This is a genomic window from Bradyrhizobium sp. USDA 4486, assembly GCF_054057995.1.
Window position 1 is genome coordinate 7,815,835 of the sequence record NZ_JBSRZV010000001.1, and the last position, 19,051, is coordinate 7,834,885.

The 19,051-nt window shown below is 60.7% G+C and carries 8 protein-coding genes; 5 read left to right on the forward strand and 3 right to left on the reverse strand.

From position 1 onward, the window contains the following. Positions 1–228: 228 nt before the first annotated feature. The 5 genes from ACVWY3_RS36905 to ACVWY3_RS36925 all read left to right on the forward strand — a co-directional run bounded on the left by ACVWY3_RS36905 (position 229) and on the right by ACVWY3_RS36925 (position 16,165). The gene (locus ACVWY3_RS36905) at positions 229–1,365 is read left to right on the forward strand and encodes a hypothetical protein (RefSeq protein ID WP_456842839.1); all 1,137 of its coding nucleotides are present in this window, start codon (positions 229–231) and stop codon (positions 1,363–1,365) included. Beyond that, complete coding sequence (locus tag ACVWY3_RS36910) at positions 1,280–9,454, forward strand: hypothetical protein (protein ID WP_456842840.1); 8,175 nt, start codon at positions 1,280–1,282, stop codon at positions 9,452–9,454. Before ACVWY3_RS36905 ends, ACVWY3_RS36910 begins: the two co-directional genes overlap by 86 nt. A gap of 3 nt (positions 9,455–9,457) precedes the next feature. Further along, on the forward strand, positions 9,458–14,866 hold the full coding sequence (locus tag ACVWY3_RS36915; protein ID WP_456842841.1) for a hypothetical protein: 5,409 nt from the start codon (positions 9,458–9,460) through the stop codon (positions 14,864–14,866). 30 nt (positions 14,867–14,896) lie between these two features. Then, the gene (locus ACVWY3_RS36920; RefSeq protein WP_456842842.1) at positions 14,897–15,595 is read left to right on the forward strand and encodes a hypothetical protein; all 699 of its coding nucleotides are present in this window, start codon (positions 14,897–14,899) and stop codon (positions 15,593–15,595) included. Positions 15,596–15,751: 156 nt separating this feature from the next. Further along, positions 15,752–16,165 (forward strand): hypothetical protein, encoded by a 414-nt coding sequence (locus ACVWY3_RS36925; protein WP_456842843.1) that lies wholly within the window; start codon positions 15,752–15,754, stop codon positions 16,163–16,165. 601 nt (positions 16,166–16,766) lie between these two features. Here the strand turns inward: ACVWY3_RS36925 and ACVWY3_RS36930 are convergent. Genes ACVWY3_RS36930 through queC form a run of 3 tightly spaced genes read right to left on the reverse strand, consistent with a single transcriptional unit; the run spans position 16,767 to position 19,034 of the window. Then, positions 16,767–17,528 carry an HAD family hydrolase gene (locus ACVWY3_RS36930; protein ID WP_456842844.1) on the reverse strand — a complete coding sequence of 254 codons (762 nt, stop codon included), beginning with the start codon at positions 17,526–17,528 and terminating at the stop codon, positions 16,767–16,769. 3 nt (positions 17,529–17,531) lie between these two features. Further along, positions 17,532–18,311, reverse strand: a complete 780-nt coding sequence (locus ACVWY3_RS36935) for a hypothetical protein (protein ID WP_456842845.1) — start codon at positions 18,309–18,311, stop codon at positions 17,532–17,534. Between the two features lie 15 nt (positions 18,312–18,326). Continuing rightward, positions 18,327–19,034: a 7-cyano-7-deazaguanine synthase QueC gene (queC, locus tag ACVWY3_RS36940; protein ID WP_456842846.1), complete on the reverse strand. Its 708-nt coding sequence runs from the start codon at positions 19,032–19,034 to the stop codon at positions 18,327–18,329. Between the last annotated feature and the right edge of the window lie 17 nt (positions 19,035–19,051).

Genomic DNA, 19,051 nt, shown 5'->3' on the forward strand with positions numbered 1-19,051 from the left:
ATTTCGAAGCCGGTTTATTGAGAGTCGTGAATATCTGAACACTGATCTGGACGTCGCTGCATTCGACAAGTTTGTCTCATGGGTTTCGGTGAGGCGGAAATTCCGACGACATAGCCAAAGGGCAGGCTGATGAAGACGGGCCAACCAGACGGCACTTCGCCGTCCGACACGTCGTGCGTTGAGGGTACCGCGGGAGGCCCGGGGGGTGCGCTTTCACGGCGTGACCTATTGCAGGGCGCAGCGTCGACGTCGATCCTGCTGTCTCCGGCCGCAGCGCTCGCCGCCACGCCTGAGAGCTACGAGCTTTCACTGATTCTGTCGCAGGATGACCGGCTTCTGACCGTCATCGAGAAGCCGGTCTACAAGCAAAGCGATACCGCTGTCGTTCTTGCCAAGTGGCCCATGCACGCCGTGCTGTTCGGGCCCAAGGCGTGGTTCGATCTAGTCAAACCTCAATCGGCCAACGAGTTCTTGCTAAAAGTCTTCGATGCCCGGTTCGGCGACCGCGACGATGTCGAATTTACGTTCAGCTTCACCCGCAAGAAAGAGAAAGATCCCTGGAGCATTGATCTGTCGACCAGCCTGTGGCGGTCGTCCGGCGGCGGCGGAAATGCAGATGCCAAGACCGTCGCTTTCAATCGATTTGCCACGGCCGCGGCGCCGCTCGTGTGCCGGGTCGGGTCGTCAGACGTCGATGGCACGCTTCGGCAGGTGTTTCGCGACCATGTGCGGGTTGCGGCCGCCGCGCCGTCGCACTTTAACGCCGGTTTCGACAGCGGGCTGCTCTGGACTCTGGCGGCGGTAAATTCTTCAGGTCCGGTCAATACGCATATTTTTGCGGTGCTGGATGCCAAGGCCTTTCTCGAGACGTTCGAATTCGGGTGGCAGGCCGATCAGTTTGACGCGGCGCACGAAAAGATCCTCGGCGAAGTCACCCTGTCAGGCAGCGGCACGATAGCTCTCGACGGAATAAACGAGAAGACGATCACGATCGGTAACGGCCACCACGCCGTGGTGAAACTCACCGACACTGGCCGCGCGCGGAACTTCGACGTCCGGATCGGCGTATCGCCGCTGTATCCGTCGCTCGACCAAGTAGTGTCGCGGCTGGAGGTCGGCGCGGCTTCTGTAGCGCTAAAGGACGTCAAGGCGACGATGGCGGGGCCGCTGACGTCCAGAGACCTGATCTTGGCGCAAACGGTGCTGCCGACGACCAGAACCAGGCGAACGACGTTGTGGGGCAGCGCCGGTACTGCGCCGGATCCGAGGAACCGGAAAGGTGATCAGCGAGGAAATCGCAACGCCGATCGGACGGCTTGCGGTCGGCGCATTCCCGCCCGACGAGGCGGCGGTATCTTCGGATAAGAGGGATGCCGTGCCTGGTAATCCCGTCCCCACGCCGGCACCGTCTGCGACAGTGCCTGACCCGTCCGCCAAGAAGAAGGAAAGGGAACTGTTCTTCAGGGCTTCCTGCGGCGATCGTGCCGGCGCGCGGCAGGCAACCGCCTGGATCGTGGACGATGTGCGGGAGGGACAGACGCCGACCACTTCACGGAGGTTGCGCCGGGTCTCGTTTGACCTCGCGTTGTTGAAGGCCGATGTCGCGCCTGAGGATGTCAGCTTCAGCAGCCTCGTGTTCAGGGACAACGGAAGCGACCTGCGGCTGATCTTTGAGGATGGCGACCAGTTGTTGGAACTCAGGCCGTCCGGCGGCGAGTTTCCGCGCGTCAATCCTTCGAGTTTCGTCTGGGTCGGGCCGCTCGATGAGCCATCGCGGCATCGCGCCGATATCGATCTGTCGCGCGCGACGCTGACAGTGGCTCGCGACTACGACCTGATGAAACTGCGCTTCCGGTTTCTCGATTTTGTGCTGGCGTTCACGCCCGCGCCGGTCATTCGCCCGGCGCGCGCCGACTGCCGGCTGCTCCGAAGCGACGACGGTAAATACATCGACAGCCGTCCTGTGCTGGTGGCCGAATTCGATTCGCAGCATGTGTTCGAGGAGGCGCTGTTCCGGCCCGAGCCGCCTGATCTGCCTGATGTCGAGATCAAGCACGGGGAAGATCAGGTCACCCGCGAGGAAATCCTGGCTCAGTTGGCACGCCGGAAGAACGACCATGACGGCCTGATCAACTACCGCACAGGAATTCGGAAAGACAAGTACGACGCCGAACAAGCCAGGATCGACAAGGAAAAAGAGAAGTTCGAGCGGGACAATCCGGGCGTAACTTTCCCGGGTGCTACCCCCGTCTTTCGTACTTTTGCGGAGAAATATGCCGAAAAGGCCAAGTCCGCGAACCTGCCGGACGATCAGAGAATTTACCTTGGCCCGTACGGGCTCGATGCGGACGCGATGCACCTGGCCCGCAGCGTGTTCAAAAACGATCTGCAGGCCGCGGTCGAGGCCGTCGTCAGGCAGACATTCACGCGAATTCAGAGCGAGGTGATCCCGAGTCTGATGGCTGCCGGTCACCTCAAGGATTCGACCAGCGACAATTCCGCCGACGACAAGCGGGTGGGCGAGAGCTTCGACAACGCGCTTCGCAACGAGCGTTCGTTTGAGGAAGTTGAGCCCGTCTATGCGGCATTCCGCAGCTTTTACCGCGAACAAAGGCTCGCCGCGGAACAGAAGGTCCCTCCCGCAAATCCACAGCCGCCCGAGGTAACGAACCGGCTGCTCTGGCGGACCGAATTCTTGTCGGAAGGCAATCGCCCAAAAGTGCCGAACGGCTCTACGAAGTATCCGACGCCCACCGAGCGGGAGCAATGGTTCAGGGACATCCTACTCGGAAAGGACGATCTTCACGGATTCATCGACCAAGTGCGTGGAGCCGACCCAATTGCGGATCTCATGTCAGGCCGCCTCTCGGGGCCCAGCAGGCTCGCCTTTCATGTTAATTGCATGCCGCCGTCGAATGCGACGAGTCAGGAAGCCGGACTGCACCAGAACTCTGGCGCGAATCCCTGGACGCCAAAAGGCGGCGGCTTCGCCTACGATCCGATGCCATTCACCTTCGAGGCCCTGACCGACTGGTCCCGGCACGAGCCCGCAGTCACGCTGCGCGCCAGGAAGCTGTTCAGCGCATTGCCCTCGGGTGTCGTTCCGCCGCTCGGAGAGCGCGCCGCTAATCTCAGCGATCACGAAGTGCTGGCCTTCCAGGGGATTAGCAAGGGCTTCGTCACGGCCGAGCAGCGACTGGGCGAGATCAGGGCGTCGATGGCCCGCAAGCCGACGCTTTACGAGACCGCGGTCGAGATTCCTTCGCGCCTCATTCTCTCGACCGCTCAGGACGCCGTTTGGCAGACCGTGCGGCGACTACCCTCCGCCGACAAGCTCAATGCCGGTGCTGTGGCAGAGAAGCTGCCGTCTCCGGTGCTTGAGGCGGGGCAGTTCAAGCAGCCGTCAGGCAAGTCACCTCAAGGCGCGCTTTGGTCCGCGCGTCTCGCGGTCGAGGACATCAATCCTTCGCTGCGCATTATCGATTCACCCGATTTCCGACCGATGGTTCTCGCACCGGCAAAGCAGGACGGAAATCAGCCGATGCCCGGGCGTGGCGCGCCGCCGCGCGGCCCGCTGGCGCCCTGGTTCATCGGGGCGGAACAGATGGAGTCGACGACCGTCACGGCCGAAGAGGTCAGCGCGAAGCTCCCGAAGGAAAGCTCCGGACGACTAAAGGACGATTCATGTCCGCCCGTTGGTCCCGACGGCCCGACGTTTTCCGAAAAAGTATTTCAGGTTCTCAAGTGGCTTTGCGGGCGTGCCGACGTACGGAAGGGGACACCAATCTCGTGGCAGATGTTCCGCACCACGCTCGATGCCTACGACCGGCATCAACTGGTGATGTTGTCCTCGGCCTACGGCCTGCCGGTCATCGGCAGGCGCCAGGCGGTGGGATCGGACGTCGAAACGGTCGGGCCTCTTATTGCCGACTCCGGCCAGTTCGAGCCGGGAAATCCGGGCGAATATGCGCTCAGCGATGCCCGTAATGACCAGGCGATCTATCGTCCGATTCCTCTTAGCGTTCGCGAGTTGACGCTTACGGCTTTGGGCGGCTCGTTCAATCACGACACGGCGTTCCAGCCGTCCGCGGGTGCGGACGACCTGTGGGGTCGCAAGCTCTTCGAGGGCTTTTCGATCGAGCGCTGGCAACAGAACATTGTGCTCGGACGCGATGTGCTGGGTCAGGTTGTGTACAAGGGATATCTGTTCCCGTTCGGCCATCGCGCATCGATGATCAAGCAGACCGAGCGGATATTCCTGCGGACGACGACACAAGGCGTGAAAGCGATACTGCGCCAGCGCATTTTCTTGCATGTCGCGCAGCCATTGCAAAGATTTCCCGCGCTCGGACAGCCGCACCGCGGCGCAATGTGGTGCGGCGAGTCGGTCACGCTGCGAACCATCTGGACGCCCGACATCCTGGATCCGACCGCGGCGCCGATCGTCAAGAATGGCGAGTCGCTGAACGGGCGGATCGATCTTGGCGCCGGGAATCCCGGTCTCGCCTTCTTCCCGCGCACCGACATTACCGAGCGCGGCTTGGTCAGCTTCGAATTGCTGGTGGACGGCGCTCCAACGCGGTTTCCATTGATCTTCGTCGACAACATTGCGTCCACGACCGCGTCTTCGCTCGGAAACCTGATTAAGTTCTACAACAGCACCGACAAGAAATGGGTGTCATCGCGGCGTACATTACCGATGAATGGCCAGAAGATCCGCTTCGCACCGGAAAACCGCTCCGGCGATACGATCCTCACGACCGAAAGCATCCAGGTTGCGGCGCACGGCCGTGTAAAGGACTTTGGCGGCGGCTGGGCAGGAAACCTCAGCACTTACAATACGACGGGTACGCTCGAAGGCGCGCAGCAGCCGCCGTTCTATCCAGCGATGGATATGGCTGTCGTGCGGCTGGAGCAGGTCGAACGCTTCAGCGGCGGCCAGCGCAAGCCAGTGGCAGTTCAATACGACGGGCATTATGTGCGGCATGGCTTCGCCACTGAGAAAAATCCGGGCGATGGCGAACTGAAATGGAATCCGCTCGAGGTCTATCTCAACCTGCGCAACATCATCACGTCGGGCATGGGAGACAATGGCGCCCGCGGCGGCGCCATCGGCCGCCCGGCGTCCAACATCGTCGCGGTGAGCCGGTCCAAAGGCCCGCTGGGCGGGGATCGCTACCTCAAATACGAGACCCTCGGCTACGACGAACCCACACAAGGTGCTGCGGAGGCGCAGACGAGGCTGGTCTCGATAGCGGCGGTTCCGGAAGACACCTCGATCTTCACTGAAGCGGCCAGCTGGGAGAAGATCTGGTCGTTGGCGACTTATTTCGATCACCGGCACGAACTCACGGCTCCCGGCCTTCCGAAGGTGGATCCGCAACCTCCTGGTCCTGTCGATGTCGTGCCGCGCCAGGACGGCAACTCGCAGAAGGACAGTGTCCTCAAGACGCTGCAGATCCTGCAATCCTATTTCAGCGGCGAAGCCAAGTTGCTTGGCACGGTCAAGATCAAATATCTACTGGCACTGCTCGATCTCGACGACCTTCTCTCCGCTGTTCCGGTGCTGCGTGAGACACTGGAATATGGCACCGCCGCAGCCAATGGGATCGCAGACCTTGCGACCGACGTGCGGACGCGCGTGATCTTTCCACTCGCGGAAGTCATCCACCGCCTGCGAACGCAGTGGGATACGCTCGATGCATCGCTCAAGAAGAAGTTTGGCCAGCAGGCATCCAGTTTCACGCTCGCGAAGATCTTTCCTGAGATTGAGAACGGCCTTGCGGATATCGAGAAGGCGCTGAGCGCTGCCAGTAACGAGACCGACCCGATCCGCCTAGCCGATCAACTGGCGACGGTCTACGAGAGCGGGCGGCGGTTCATCCGCGTGCTTGCCGCCATAGCGGCCGATCCGGTCGAGCGGCTGAAGGACTCTGCGACGCGGGCCATCAATGACGTCATCGAGGGATTCAGCGGCGACTTCCAGACGCTCTCCCAGTTCAAGGAGCAGGTGGTCGCGGCCGTCAAGGTGGCGCAGAGTCTCGATGAAGCGCAGATCTGGAAGTGGGTCGCGGATTACGTCGCTGCCGACCTCACGGAGCAACTGTCCTTCAGCTTCGTTCGGCCGGATCTCGTCGCGGTTGCGAACGGCTTGAGCAGCAAGCCGGTCCCGCAATCGGTGCACGACACGGTGAGCGACCTCGACCAGGTGATACCCACGGCGAAGGACTTGGCGGATATTCTGGTGCCGGCTGCCCGCGCTGTCCTGCTCGGCCAGAAAAAGCCGGAAGACGCGTTGAAGGAGGCTTTCAACGGCTGGATCGCCGCGAAAAAGAACGCCCTCCATCAGGCGGTTCTGGCGGCGAAGTTCAGGATTCGCGATGCAGTCGATATCCAGGTCGAGGCAGTTCGTCTCGCGGCGACCGCGGCCCTCGAAGACTTCGAAGCTCGCATCGGCAAATGGGTGGTCGATCGTGTCCTTCCCGAATGCATCTATGTGTTGGACTCGATCAACCGGGCGCTGGAGCTGTACGCCGAAGTCGACGCGATTGCCAAGGCGGCCAAGGCCGGCGACGTTACCAGCGTCATCCGCGCGGCCGGCACGTTCTCCTCGGACGCGTTCGGATTCAATCTCGATGCGTACGCCGCCGGCTCCACGGCTCCTTACAAGGCAAAGATCGGAGCGGTGCACGCGCGGATCACGGCGTTCATCAAGCCGTTTACGGTTGTAGATGACAACGAGCGCGATCGCTTGGCGGCAGAGCTAGCGGCCTGCCTGCGTTACAAGAATGGTGAGACCGGTGTTGTTCTGCCGGTGGCGTCCTCACTCACAGATCCGCCGCTGAGCAAAACGCCGCTCAGCGAAATCGCGCAGGCCTTGAAGGAAATCCAGTCCCTGAGACAACCTTTGGAGGCGTTCAGGGCGACGCTGGCGGCGCAGCCCGATCCGTTGCCGCCCCAATTGAATGGCCTGGTCACATTCCACGCCAATCTTACCAAGCTGGTTGCGGATCTTACCGAGGCTAACAAGCAGCTCTATTGCGCGACGGTCGAAGCCTGGGCGCTGCTGAACGAAGTCAAGCAATGGCTGGCGACCGATGCATGGAGCACGCTCGACCAGAAGGCCCTCGAGCAGCTCACGCGGTTCAACGCGCGCATCGATGGTTCGATCAAGACGATTACGGCCAGGCTGGCGAAAATCATCGACGTTGTCGTCAAATTCGTGAGCGACGGGCAAAATGTTCAATATGTTGGGGCCGCTCTGTTTATCGGTGGCGCCAAAGCCGTTCTTGATGCGGGGCTGACCGGTCCGGTTTCCATCGCAGCCAAAGATCTGCAAGCGAAGGGGGCCGCCGTCGAAGCAAAGCTCGCGGTAGCGCTCGCAACCCTGTTGAAGTTCGTGCTCAAGCTGACGAATGAAGGCTCGATGTTCGGCGCCACGCTTGCCGACGATCTCCGCAAGGCGGTTTCCGGTCTCAGCGCTGAACTCGCCAAGTTCGATCGCGATCTTGGCAAGGCCTCGAGCGAGGTCGGAACGTCTCTCGGAGACCTCAACGAACAGCTCAAGAAGCTGGCGGCGGTCGATCTCCCCGATACGCCGAGTTCCTACACGACCATCAAGCAGTTGCGCGAGGCGAAGCTCAAGGGGCTCGACGTCGAGGTCCAGCAGGCTCTCAACGGCACCGATCTCAAGAATCGGCTGGACGAGATCATCGCCGCTGCGCGGGATACCGAGGCGAAAGCGCTGGCGGCCTGGCGCAAACTGCAACAGAAGATCGCTGGCCTGCCGGACCTCGCGCGACAGAAACTCGCGGAGGCGATCGTCGCCAGCGGTGTCTTCGACAAAATGGCCGCCGGCTATTCCAAGCTGCTCGACCTCCGCAAAGCGGCGATCACGAAACTTGCCGAGGTCCCGCTGCTGTCGGCGCAGGCCAGGCACGTGTTGCTGGTGGCGCCTGCGTACGGCACCGCTTGCAATATCGGAGATACTGCCGCGGATCCCATCCAACTGGCCGGTTGTGACCGGCTGTTCGAAGAGCACGCGGTCGTTCTGACCAAGATGACCGGAACGATGAATGCCGCTAAGCAGGATCTGGCCGTACGCTTCTTCGGAAGCTGGATCGACGGCAAGGCCGCGCCGCTCGTGATCGGCACCCAGGTGCGCGGTCTTGCCGCTCAAGTACTCAAGGGCGACGTCCTGAGTCTCATTGATGTATCGACATTCCGCGACGCGATCGAAGACGCGATCGCCGGGCTGATCCCGTCCCGCGCGACCCTGGCTTTCGATTTCAGGCGCACCGTCAAGAATCCGCCAAGCAAGTCGGCGCTGTTCCAGGCGCAGCAGGGATCCGTCTTTGAGATCAAGGTTCGTGCGGTCGTCAACCTGCTGAAGCCCGGCAAGATCGACTTCCGCGCCAACGGGTCCCTGGGTCCGTTCGACGTCAAGCTCGTGGGTGGCCTGATCGATGCGTTGACGCTGAAGTTCGAGGGCGCCGTGTTTGAGATGGTCGACGGTTCCGCGCCGCACTTCGACGTCGCTTACAAGGATTTCGAGATCGGAGAATCTCTAAAGTTCGCGCAGCAATTGCAGTCGTTCCTCAGTCCCAAGGACGGTAACGGCGTCTTCATCCAGCCGATGACGCGCACCGCCGGAATCGAGGCCGGCTACGGTATTGATCTCGGCAGCATCGGCTGCGGCGTGACATCGTTCTTCAACGTCACGCTTAACGTGTCCGCCGAGCTGCCGTTCACCAACAGCGAGTCGCTGTTCAAGGTGTCGCTGGGGCGCCGGCTGCGGCCGTTCACCATCAGCGTGATCCCGTTTGCCGGCGCCGGCTATTTCTCGATTTTTGCCGCGCCCGACGGAATCCGCGGATTCGAAGCCTCGTTCGAGTTTGGCGGCGGCGGTTCCATCGGCTTCGGGCCGCTGCAGGCGCAGGTCCGGATTATGGTTGGCGTCTTCGTCAGGGTGCTGCGCGTCGACAACACCAACTCGTGCACCATCTTCGGAACATTTTTCGCCGGTGGCAGCGCCAGCATCTGGATCTTCAGCTTCGCGACCTCGCTTTACGTGCGGCTCGGCCGCAGCGACGGCGGCGACATGTATGGAGAGGCGATCTATTCGTTTTCATTCTCGTTGGGAATTGTTGACTACGACTACTCGATTACAGCGTTCAAGCGCGAGAAGGCGATCGGCAATAGCAGCAAGTCGTCCGGCCAGATGGAGGACGAGGAGCAATTCAACGGCCGGACTCGCCTCGCTTCGGCGGACGACGGATTGGTGATGTCGGATGCGCCTCCGGCTTACGCGCAGTACGTCAAAAAGCCGAAACCGAAGCCGAAGCCCAAGTCCGAACTACCGCGCTCCGACGTCATGTCGGAAGCCGTCGGGCCGGGCACCAACCTGCATTCCTATCTATCGTATTTCGATCTCGGACTTCTGGACAAGGTGTAACGAATGGCGGACGATCCGACGCTAGTGAGGCCCTTCTACCGGCTGGTCGCAAACGGAATCGAGGGCGGCAGGCTGAAGGCGACGTTGCTGATGTCACCCGAACTGCCCAAGACCGGGGCGCCCGGTTTTGAGCTGAAGGACTGGCCGGGCCAGATGGCGCGGATTTTGAAGTCTGTTCACCTCGGGGCAGGCGGCGTTCCCGTGGGTGAAGCAACGTTGTTGCCCGCCATCGCCTTGCAGATATTTGCCGGCGGTCCCGCCGAGACGATCCAGATCAAGCCTTCCGATATCTCGATCGCCGGCCACGCGGCGCACGATGAAGCGTCGTGGAAGCGGGTTACCGCGCTCTGGAAAACGTCGATTGAGGGTGCGGCAAAAACGTCGATCAATGGCGTGGCAAACCAGACACTCGCAAAGGTGTGGGATAAGCTGCGCGGCGACATCGACGCATCCTTGACCGGTGCCAAGCACGAGTCTGCACTCTCCGACACATATTCGAAGCCACTCGGTGCGGCACCGGGCAGTTTCACCTCTGACGGCGCCATGGTCGCCAGGCGCCCCAATCCGTCCGACAAGATCCAGGTCAGCGGCGTCGTTGCGAACAATCAAGGCGCTTTAGCCGTTGACGAAGAGGCCGTGCGCGCGCAGCGGGTATTGCGAAAGATCATCGCAGGCCCCGGACTGCCGGGAGACGCCGACGACCAGCCGGCCGGAAATTCGCAAGATCAATCGGTACCCGACGACCGCTATAAGGACCAAGCGGACGCCGAAAAGAAGAAGCGGTTCGACGAGCAAATCCGTCAGAATCATTTCGATAATTTCAAGCAGAATGTCCGCGCGACGGACCCCAGCCGAAAGGATTCCAATACTCGCTTCGATGACGTCAAGAAGCTTCTCAAAAACACGGGCAGCGTGGCCGCGAACTTGAAAACTCACCAGCCCGGTCCTTCCTCGGCAGTCGTTCCTGCCGAGCGGGTACTGAAAGGAAAGGGGAGACGTGAGCTCAGAGCCGGCCACGTATACGGAGGCTGGCTCCAGACGGTCAAGGAGGGAGATCGGGTCGCTGATGGCAAGCCTTACATGGCGACGAAAAGCGCTTCGCTTACCGCCATAGAGGCGACGGCTCTCGAGCAGGTCCGTGGCGTCTACTACAGCTTTCAGGGCGATTATTTCCTCTCGCGACTGTTCTGCTTTGCCGCGGACGTAACCATAAAGATTCCCGATCATATCAAAGACGCGCCGAATCCGCTCTTCATCTATCTGGTGGCGGAAGGTTGTGATGAGGCGCGTGCGACCACGCAGACCCTCACCGCGGCAAGATACGACGGAAAGAGTTTCTGGCCCGTCTCGCGGTTCGACGTGCCCGGAGCGGATTCGAAAGCACAGGCCCTTGTAGAACAGCAGTCCGGCATCTGGAATCTCGGCGGCGGGTATGGCGATGCGCATGATCCGCGTTATCAGCTCACCAGTCTCGATTTCCGCAGGGCCGTCGATGCGACGACGGATACGGTCGACCGCGGCCAGCGCCACATCACGGCGGGAATATCGGTGATGGACCGCGGCCGCGGCGAACAGATCGCGCGCGATCTGGCGATTTCCGCGGTGCAGATGGAGAAGGTGTGCGATCAGGCGCAGTGCACGACGGACACCCGGCATTGCGTGGTCCTGTGGGCCGAAGAACTCACGATTGGCCGCCGGCTGGATATCGCGGTGGTGAAGCAGAAGTCCACGGTCGAGACGCTCGAATGGCGAGGCTTGATGCGCCGCGATGTGGCTTTCGGAGTCGAAGCGGAGGTCAGGAAATTGCTCGGCCTTGCCACAGGCCAAAATCACGGCGGCGACTACTTTCAGGAAGAGACGTCGTTTCAGGTGGTCACCCGCACGATGCCGCTGCTCGACGATGGAGACGATGTTCAGCCGGTGCGCAAGGTCGAGGCGATCGCGGACGAAGCGCTCGTGATGTGGGACGGAACGCCGCTTGCGGCGCTGGCCAGGCATGGTACCGACCAGCCTGTCGAGCCGGGAACGGCACAATTGCCGTTCACACGCAGGCACCGGCTGGAGACGTCGGGATCCCATCGTCCTCCGCCCCTGCGCTACGGCGCAGCGTATGCCTTTTCGATGCGGTCTGTTTTCGCGGGCGGCGGCTCGCCCACGACCGAGATGGCATCCGCGCTGCACAAGGCTACGAAAGGCGCCAAGATGCTGCCGCCGGCGTTCACGTCGAACGACGGAAAAACGACGCCGGTCCGCAAGCGCTTCCTGCGGCATGAAGGTATTGATGCGCCGATCGCGTTGCTCCCGAAACGCATCGCTCTGTCGAAATCGGAGGCAATGGGGTTTGAAATCACCGACCGGGTCGCGTTGCGGAGCGCAACACCGAGCGATCATGCGGATTTGCCGGACCGGTACATTGCCCTGCAGGACCGGCTCGGGCCGGATATGTCGGCACGTGTCTTTGTCGCCCCGATGGCCGCGCTGGATACCGTGCTCCGGCACCGAAAGCTTGACGGCGTGGGCGGGATCGAAGTTATGCGGGGCGGTCTCCGGGACGTCGACTACGATCCGGCAAATGACGGTTTCCCGTTGGCCATGACCGAAGAGGTTGCCGAATTCAACGGCGGCGTCGCCACTGTCACGCGATCCATCGTCAGGAATCCAACCAACGCAAAGCCTGAGCAAAAGAAGCGGGGACTGGCTGTCTTTGCATCTGATCGGAAGAACACGGCCAAGTCAGGCGAGACCGGTTACCTGCCGGACCCCGCGGCTGAGAAGATGGTCGTGCGTTTGCGGATTCGCGGCTCCGACCGCTATCTCGATGGCGCCTGGGTCACGTCGCTTTACGATCCCCGGGCTGGAATCTCGTATCCACACGCGCTGCCACTCGTGGTCAGCATCGAAAAGCTTCCTCGCCGGCGCACCAAACGGGCCGTCGCCTGTACCGACGTTTTCATCGGCGAGGCGACCGCGATCAGGACGATGGACCCGAACGGAAACGTTCGCGCGGGCGGGGCGGGCGTCAAGGTGCGGCATCTGACCGTACGACTTGGCCAGGGCGAGGATTTTGACCTTGAGGTGGTCTGTCTGCCAGAGGTTGCTACGCTTGCCGGCATGTTCGCCTTGCCCGAGACCATGGCGATGCAACTCGCTCACGCAACCGCCGATGCCTGTTCGGCCGATGATCTTTCCTGCCTCTGCGGACCGACCGCAACCGGGAGGTTGTCGGACATCAAGAATGGCATGAATGCCGCGAACCCCGACAAGAAGACCGACGGGGTCGGACTCGGCGGGTGGAAGGCGCCGACCATGCCGGCCATCACCTTCGTGGCCGGGGAAATCATCAGAACCATCCAATCGAAGTGGCAGGTTGAGGAACTGGCGGCCGTTCAAAGGCTTCGCGTTTCCCATGGCATCAACGCGCCGTTGGCGGCTGCCACGCTCGTGTTGCCGGCGAAGCCGGAAGATCGAGTTTCGCGTCCCTTGGTCAAGAAGGACCAAAAGGTCGCCGATCTGATTAAGGCAGATAGCGCTCAGGGAGCCCTGGTATCCTTGCTGCAGGGCAGGGTCTCCCTGGACCTGGAGCAGATCGATGCCTTCGAGATCGTAGTGCGGGCGGCAGGAACCGGCGGCAAGGCGCTCGACGACAGATCGAGGTCGCGGAGCCTGCTGGCGCGGCGTTCCGGACGCTGGCCGGAAATTATCCGGAACGATGATGAAAACGGTGAACGCCGCGTTCGAAGCCACTATGTGTCGACGCGGGACGTGCTCGGCTTCAAGGTGTCGGGCGACGGGCAGGTCGAGTTCGAACGGGAGGCGGTGACTCTGCTTCGGGTCGACAATCTGCCGGATCCGCGCGCAGTGCCGCAGGATGACTATTTCCAGCCAGCTGACAGTGGGCTGACCGAAATTAATCTGGCGCGACTCCACGCCGCGGGAATTTTGAAGGAGCCGATCAAGATTCCGGTTGGCACCGCCGCGCCCTGCCCAACCCCGGAAATGCGAACCGTCGTCGCCAACACGCCTGCGGTATTCGAGGACGCGCGCGCTAGAAAACTCGCGGTGAAAGTGGTGGCCGTCTCGCGGTTCAGCTCGCTGTTCGAGAGCGCGCCGCATTACACGGATCGGAAACTGCTCAAGCGGCGCCAGGCGCTGGCGGCGGGCCATCAGACGATATCGAGCGCCGAGCAGGAAATCTGGATTCCAGCCACGATCAGGCCGCCAAAATGCGATGTGCGCGCACCGACGCCGAAATTCGTCGTGGGACGTGAAGCCGGCCCGCTTTGCCAGAAGTTGACTCGCACGGCAAAAACACGGCTGCACTTCGGACGGGGGATGTTCAGCTCGGGAGAGGGCGAGCGTATCGGCATCGTGCTTTGGCCGCCCGGCTACCAGGAGCAAAGCTCGGACGACATGCTCAACAACAAGGTCTCCGTCGGCGATCGCAAGATGTTGCTTGCCGATCTGGACGATGCCGACCTCGGTCCGGGCGGACGGTTTGTGACTCGCTGGGGCGGAGATCCAATCCGAAAAGACGTTGCGAAGCAGGATGGCAATTTCATTCCTGCAATTGCCTTCAAGGATTTCGACCGGTTGGATAAAGGGCCTCATCGTCCTCGCTATGTCGCGAAAGCCCGAATGCCCGTTCGGGTGCATGAAGAGGTGAACCCCGAGACCGGAGAGGTCGTCGTCGATGAGAACGAAGCGCCGGAGTTTCTCGAGGTTTCTTTGCTCACATACGAGCCCTGCTTCGACCTCGATCGTGAGGAATGGTACGTCGACGTCGATCTCCATCCCTCAGTCGCGACCAACCCCTTCGTTCGGTTCGGACTGGTCCGCTATCAGCCGAACTCCATTGCTGCTGACCTAATGATGTCCGAGCCGGTTGTCGTCTGGACCCAGTTGCTGCCGCAGCGAGACGTCGAGTTGACCCACTCCCACAAGGACGGGAGCGTCTTCGTCAGCGCGACCGTGTCTGGTCAGGCTTCCATCGGGACCAAAGAGGGCACGGATGAAGAGAGAAACAAGGTTACTCTGACCAAACCACAAGAAAAGACCCTGAACGATATTCAGATTCCGATCATGCAAATGACGCTGTGGCACGAAGGTCGTACGGCCGATAACGTGCTGACGCGCACGCTCGTCCCCTTCGACACTCCGATTCAGTTCGACAAGAACGGCTATCGCGACGGATTGATGCGATGGACCTTCAAAGAGGACAAGGAGGTAAAGGCAACGTGGCTTGCCGGCCTCGGCAAGGGAGCGCTCGTTGCGTATATCGAGGAAGTGGAGAGGCGCATGCCTGCGACCTATCCCAGCGAGCCCATCGACAAGAACGCCATCCTCGCCGAGGAAACGATTGTCAGCTCGGGTCCGCGGTTTAATGCGAGAATCGTTTTTCACGTCATTTCGTGATGCGTTGTCCGGCGTGGGATGGAGGTAACAATGTCGATCAGCTTCAGCAATTTGAGTACCGTTGCGCAGTTCCTCGGGGTCCGATTCATCCTGGCACCAAAACGACAGTCCCTCGCCAAACTTTCGATGCGATCACACTTCAGCCAAGCGGTGGTATCGATAAGGGCAGCTATGGAAGCAAAGATCAGGACTTTCTCGGCGATCCTGGTTTTGCTTTCTGGCATGCTATTAACAGCACCGGCGATGGCGCAGTGCGCAAACAACGTCAACCTGTCGTGCAACGTTTATGCGACCTGTTTTGCGAAATACTGTCCGTGCAAGGAACAAAACGAATACTTCCTCGCGTATGGCAAGAAATACTGCGAGAAATTTCTCGGACTCAGCAACTTTTCTCAGACCGGTGTGAAATGGCGAGACAAGACGTTGCTCTGCCTGCAGGAGGCGATCGTCCCGAAGCTCGATATTTCGGAAAATCCCTCTTGCGATTGCAAGGCAATGCGCGCCTTCGCTTTCGAGACCCACGTCAAGTGCTACCTTTCCGATCCCTCGATCTGCACCCTTCCCGCCACTGACATGCTGAAGATCCTCAACACAGTCGGACTGGGCTCAACGATAACCGACCCAGATTCGCGAACGCAGTTCAAGGCAGTCCTGTCGAAGTGCCTCGGTTCCTTTGCCGGAGAGGCATTGAAGGCACTCCAGACCACGGTGACGGCACTAAGCGATTAGAGATAGGTCGGCCTGAGGTCCTGTGCCGGCGGCCACGCCCAGTCGACGGCGGTCGTCGGCAACTCAGGAGGAGAAAATTCGCGAAGAAAAAAGGAGTACGACATCGGGCTGCTTATCAAGCGGGGTAAGCTCGGAACGAAAAAAGCCAGAGGGGCGGTGAAGTCGGCAAGCAAGACCGGTACTCTGGAGCCCATTGGACGCCTGCTTTTCGCCACAGACGTGTTACTGTCACTCGATGAAACAACTTGCGCCGGGCATGTCTTCGGCGAGACCAGCGTACTCTCCAACAATGCGGATAAGCTGAAGGCAGCCGGGCGCTTCATTTCCGGAGTAGCCTACAAGCGGAACGGACGGGGAATGGCGCCCTCGGTGATTCCAGCCGATGAAGACCTCAAAAATCCGAATACCAAGGCGATCTGGGACAGATGTCTGACGGCGGCGAAGGATGCTGCGGCCGACGACGTGGCAAACTGCAAGCACTTCGTCGTCTGGTTTTCCGACGAGGACGGCAAGACGCCGTCCAAAAAGCCGCAGGAAATCGAAAAAATGGCCTTACGAGCAAACCGATAAGATCAAGTGATTGGGGGCCGTTTGCCAGTCCAATAACGCCCAAGGGCAACAACGTTTTCGTCATTAAATATTGCGGGGTCCCTTGATGATGAACAGTAGGGGCGTGTTCACCTGTCGAGACCGGATCAAGTTGCAGCGCATTTCTCTTTGTTCAGCTTGGCCGGCCGCGCAAATCTGGAGGCCGTCTGTCCTTCGCCCCAGGTCGGCGAGCCTGTTCTCGCAAATCGCCCCAGAGTCGACGCTGCCAAAGGCCTTGGGAGGTACTTTGTGGGTTAGTTTGGAAAGCTCGCTGCGGTTACTAACGCGCGCGATCTCCGCATTGTGCCAGATTGACGTCGTCGACGAACTGGGGGTGCGACCTTCACCCAAAGGACCCGTTAATGAAAAGCAACGTCTGGCTCGGTGACGAGCGTCGGTTAAACCTCCGTTGTCTGTCTCGATTCGAACAGGCGTGCCAACCACCCGATCGAAATCCGGGGTTCGACGAAGGACGTTTGGCAGCTTGTTCGCGGGGGAGCTCGGTAGCCACGGCGTCGCGTCGTTCCGTTCTATCGGATTCCTAGCGTCGGTTCATTGCGAAGTGGCCGAAACTAGCGGGGGCTCATCGAAACAAATCAGACTGCCGAAGGGTCTCGGCAACGATGTCCGGAACGATTGCATCATACCGGTCGATCGTCTTCGCTTCACCTATTTCCAGGTCCTCGTTCCAGTACGGGGCAAAGCCGCCTGGGAAGTAGAATGTAGAGAAGCCGGCCGCCGCGGCGGCCAGGATGTCTCGGTCGATCTGGTCACCTACCATGAAACACCGAGCCGAGCCGGTGCTCAGCTTGAGGTCGAGATAGGCTGCCGGGGTCTTGCGCACAGAGACTACCTCGCCGATCAGATTTCCGAGGTGGTGTCCGGCAACGAACTTACGGCACTTTTCGGCCTTCTCCTCGGTAACGATGGTGATCGGCACGCCAGCTTTCGAGATGGCGTCAAGGCCCTCGCGAACGCCGCTGCGAAGCGGCGGGAGGCTCTGGATAGCTTCCAGGAAGCGCGATTGAGCCGTCTCGAAGACCTCGTCCGTTCCAACCTCCGGTCCGGCGATCAGCGCGAGCGCTTCTTCCACGGCACGCCCGCGAAGCACCATCGCGAGTCCTTGCGCAAGTAACGCTGGGGGATAGCGCAGATGATCGGGATGTGTCGCCGCGATCTTTTGGTCCAAGTCCCGTAAAAACGCCAATGCTCGATCGTCATCCTGCGGAGCGTCTCGACCGGTGAGGCGCTCGATCTGTCGCAGCATTCCCAACTGCGCGGCAGCGAATACGGAATCAGTGTCCCAAAGTGTATTGTCGGCGTCAGTGAAGAGGTGCGACTTCAAATGTCAGCCCCCTTTCTTACCTGGAACGGTGCCGGGCGGCGGCGCAGTCGGCGCGACGGGAGACGACACCTTGGCTGCCGAGGCGACGGCGTTCGAGGATTTGACCATCATCACATTGGCGCCGGAAAGGAGAAAGAAGACCAACAGCACCCACATCGCCGCTTGCAGCAGTCCGACACCGGGGCTCAGCAGGCGGAGCTTGTCGGCCACCTTTTCCGCAATGAGATACGATTCCGCGATGTAGCATTTGGCATAGTAGGCCTTCAGGTCGTCGCCCTTTTTGGTGCCGAGACCAATGAATGCTTCGCCCCAGGTCGGAGCGGTGACGTCCAGGATGCCCTTATAGAAGAGCATGGATGGCGGTCGATCGGGCTTCGATCCTGCTTTCCAGGTCTTGGGTATGTTGAATCGCGGCTTCACCGCCCCGAGGATGATCAAAACGGACACAGTTACCAGCAGGACGTAGGTGAAGAATGCGGCATAAGTCGCCATGGTGAGCGCCGAATAACGATCCGTGTCGATCGCTCCGAATCCAGGCCAGGGATAATCGGTCGCGAATCGGGTGAAGACGGCGGCCACTACGGCGCTCAAGAACGCCACGATCGTGAGCAAACGCGAGGCTTTGCCGTCCTCGTACTCGGTGAGCGCCTTCACTTCGGCGAGACTCGCCTTCGCTCCGTCGTGGACGCGATCGAGCGCATCCGTCGGTATAGACCACCCGTCGAGCTTGACCAACAGTTCCGCGAAGCCCGTATCACTGGGAGGTTTGCTGATGCCAAACATGCCGAATCACCCACTCTACGGCTCGACCGCGTCGCCCATATATCGCCGCCATCCTTCGCGCCGCAACCCGCAGGCGTCGCATTTATCGCATCCGAAACCCCATTCGTGGCGATTGTTCCTGTCTCCCAGGTAGCAGGTATGAGTCTTCTCGACGATCAGATCGACCAATGCCCGGCCTCCAAGCTCCTCAGCGAGGCGCCATGTTGCAGCCTTGTCAATCCACATGAGAGGGGTCTTGAGCACGAGGCGGGCCTCCATTCCGAGGTTGATCGCGACTTGCAGCGCCTTCACGGAATCGTCTCTGCAATCGGGATAGCCCGAGAAGTCGGTCTCGCAGACACCCGTGACCACGTGCTTGAGGCCGCGCTGGTGGGCGACGATCGCCGCAAAGGTCAGAAAGACCAGATTGCGGCCCGGAACGAAAGTGGCGGGAAGTCCGTCAGGTCGCTTCGAAAGCGGCAGATCCGCCGTGAGGGCGCTCGTGCTCACCTGACCGAGAACGGTGAGATCGATGACGTGATCGCGGCCGAGCTTGCCTTCCCAATCTCGGTCAATAGCGGCGATGCCCGACCGTACCGTCTCGCGGCAATCCATCTCGATCGCGTGGCGCTGACCGTATCCGAATCCGATCGTCTCGACGCTGTCGTAGCGCGACAAGGCCCATGCCAGGCAGGTCGTCGAATCTTGGCCGCCCGAGAACAGAACGATTGCCGATTGCGTCATCGCGATCTCCAGGGATA

Coding starts and splice junctions, on each gene's coding strand:
- ACVWY3_RS36935 (WP_456842845.1), bottom strand. CDS start 18,311: ATGTTTGGCATCAGCAAACCTCCCAGTGATACGGGCTTCGCGGAACTG.
- ACVWY3_RS36920 (WP_456842842.1), top strand. CDS start 14,897: ATGTCGATCAGCTTCAGCAATTTGAGTACCGTTGCGCAGTTCCTCGGG.
- ACVWY3_RS36915 (WP_456842841.1), top strand. CDS start 9,458: ATGGCGGACGATCCGACGCTAGTGAGGCCCTTCTACCGGCTGGTCGCA.
- queC (WP_456842846.1), bottom strand. CDS start 19,034: ATGACGCAATCGGCAATCGTTCTGTTCTCGGGCGGCCAAGATTCGACG.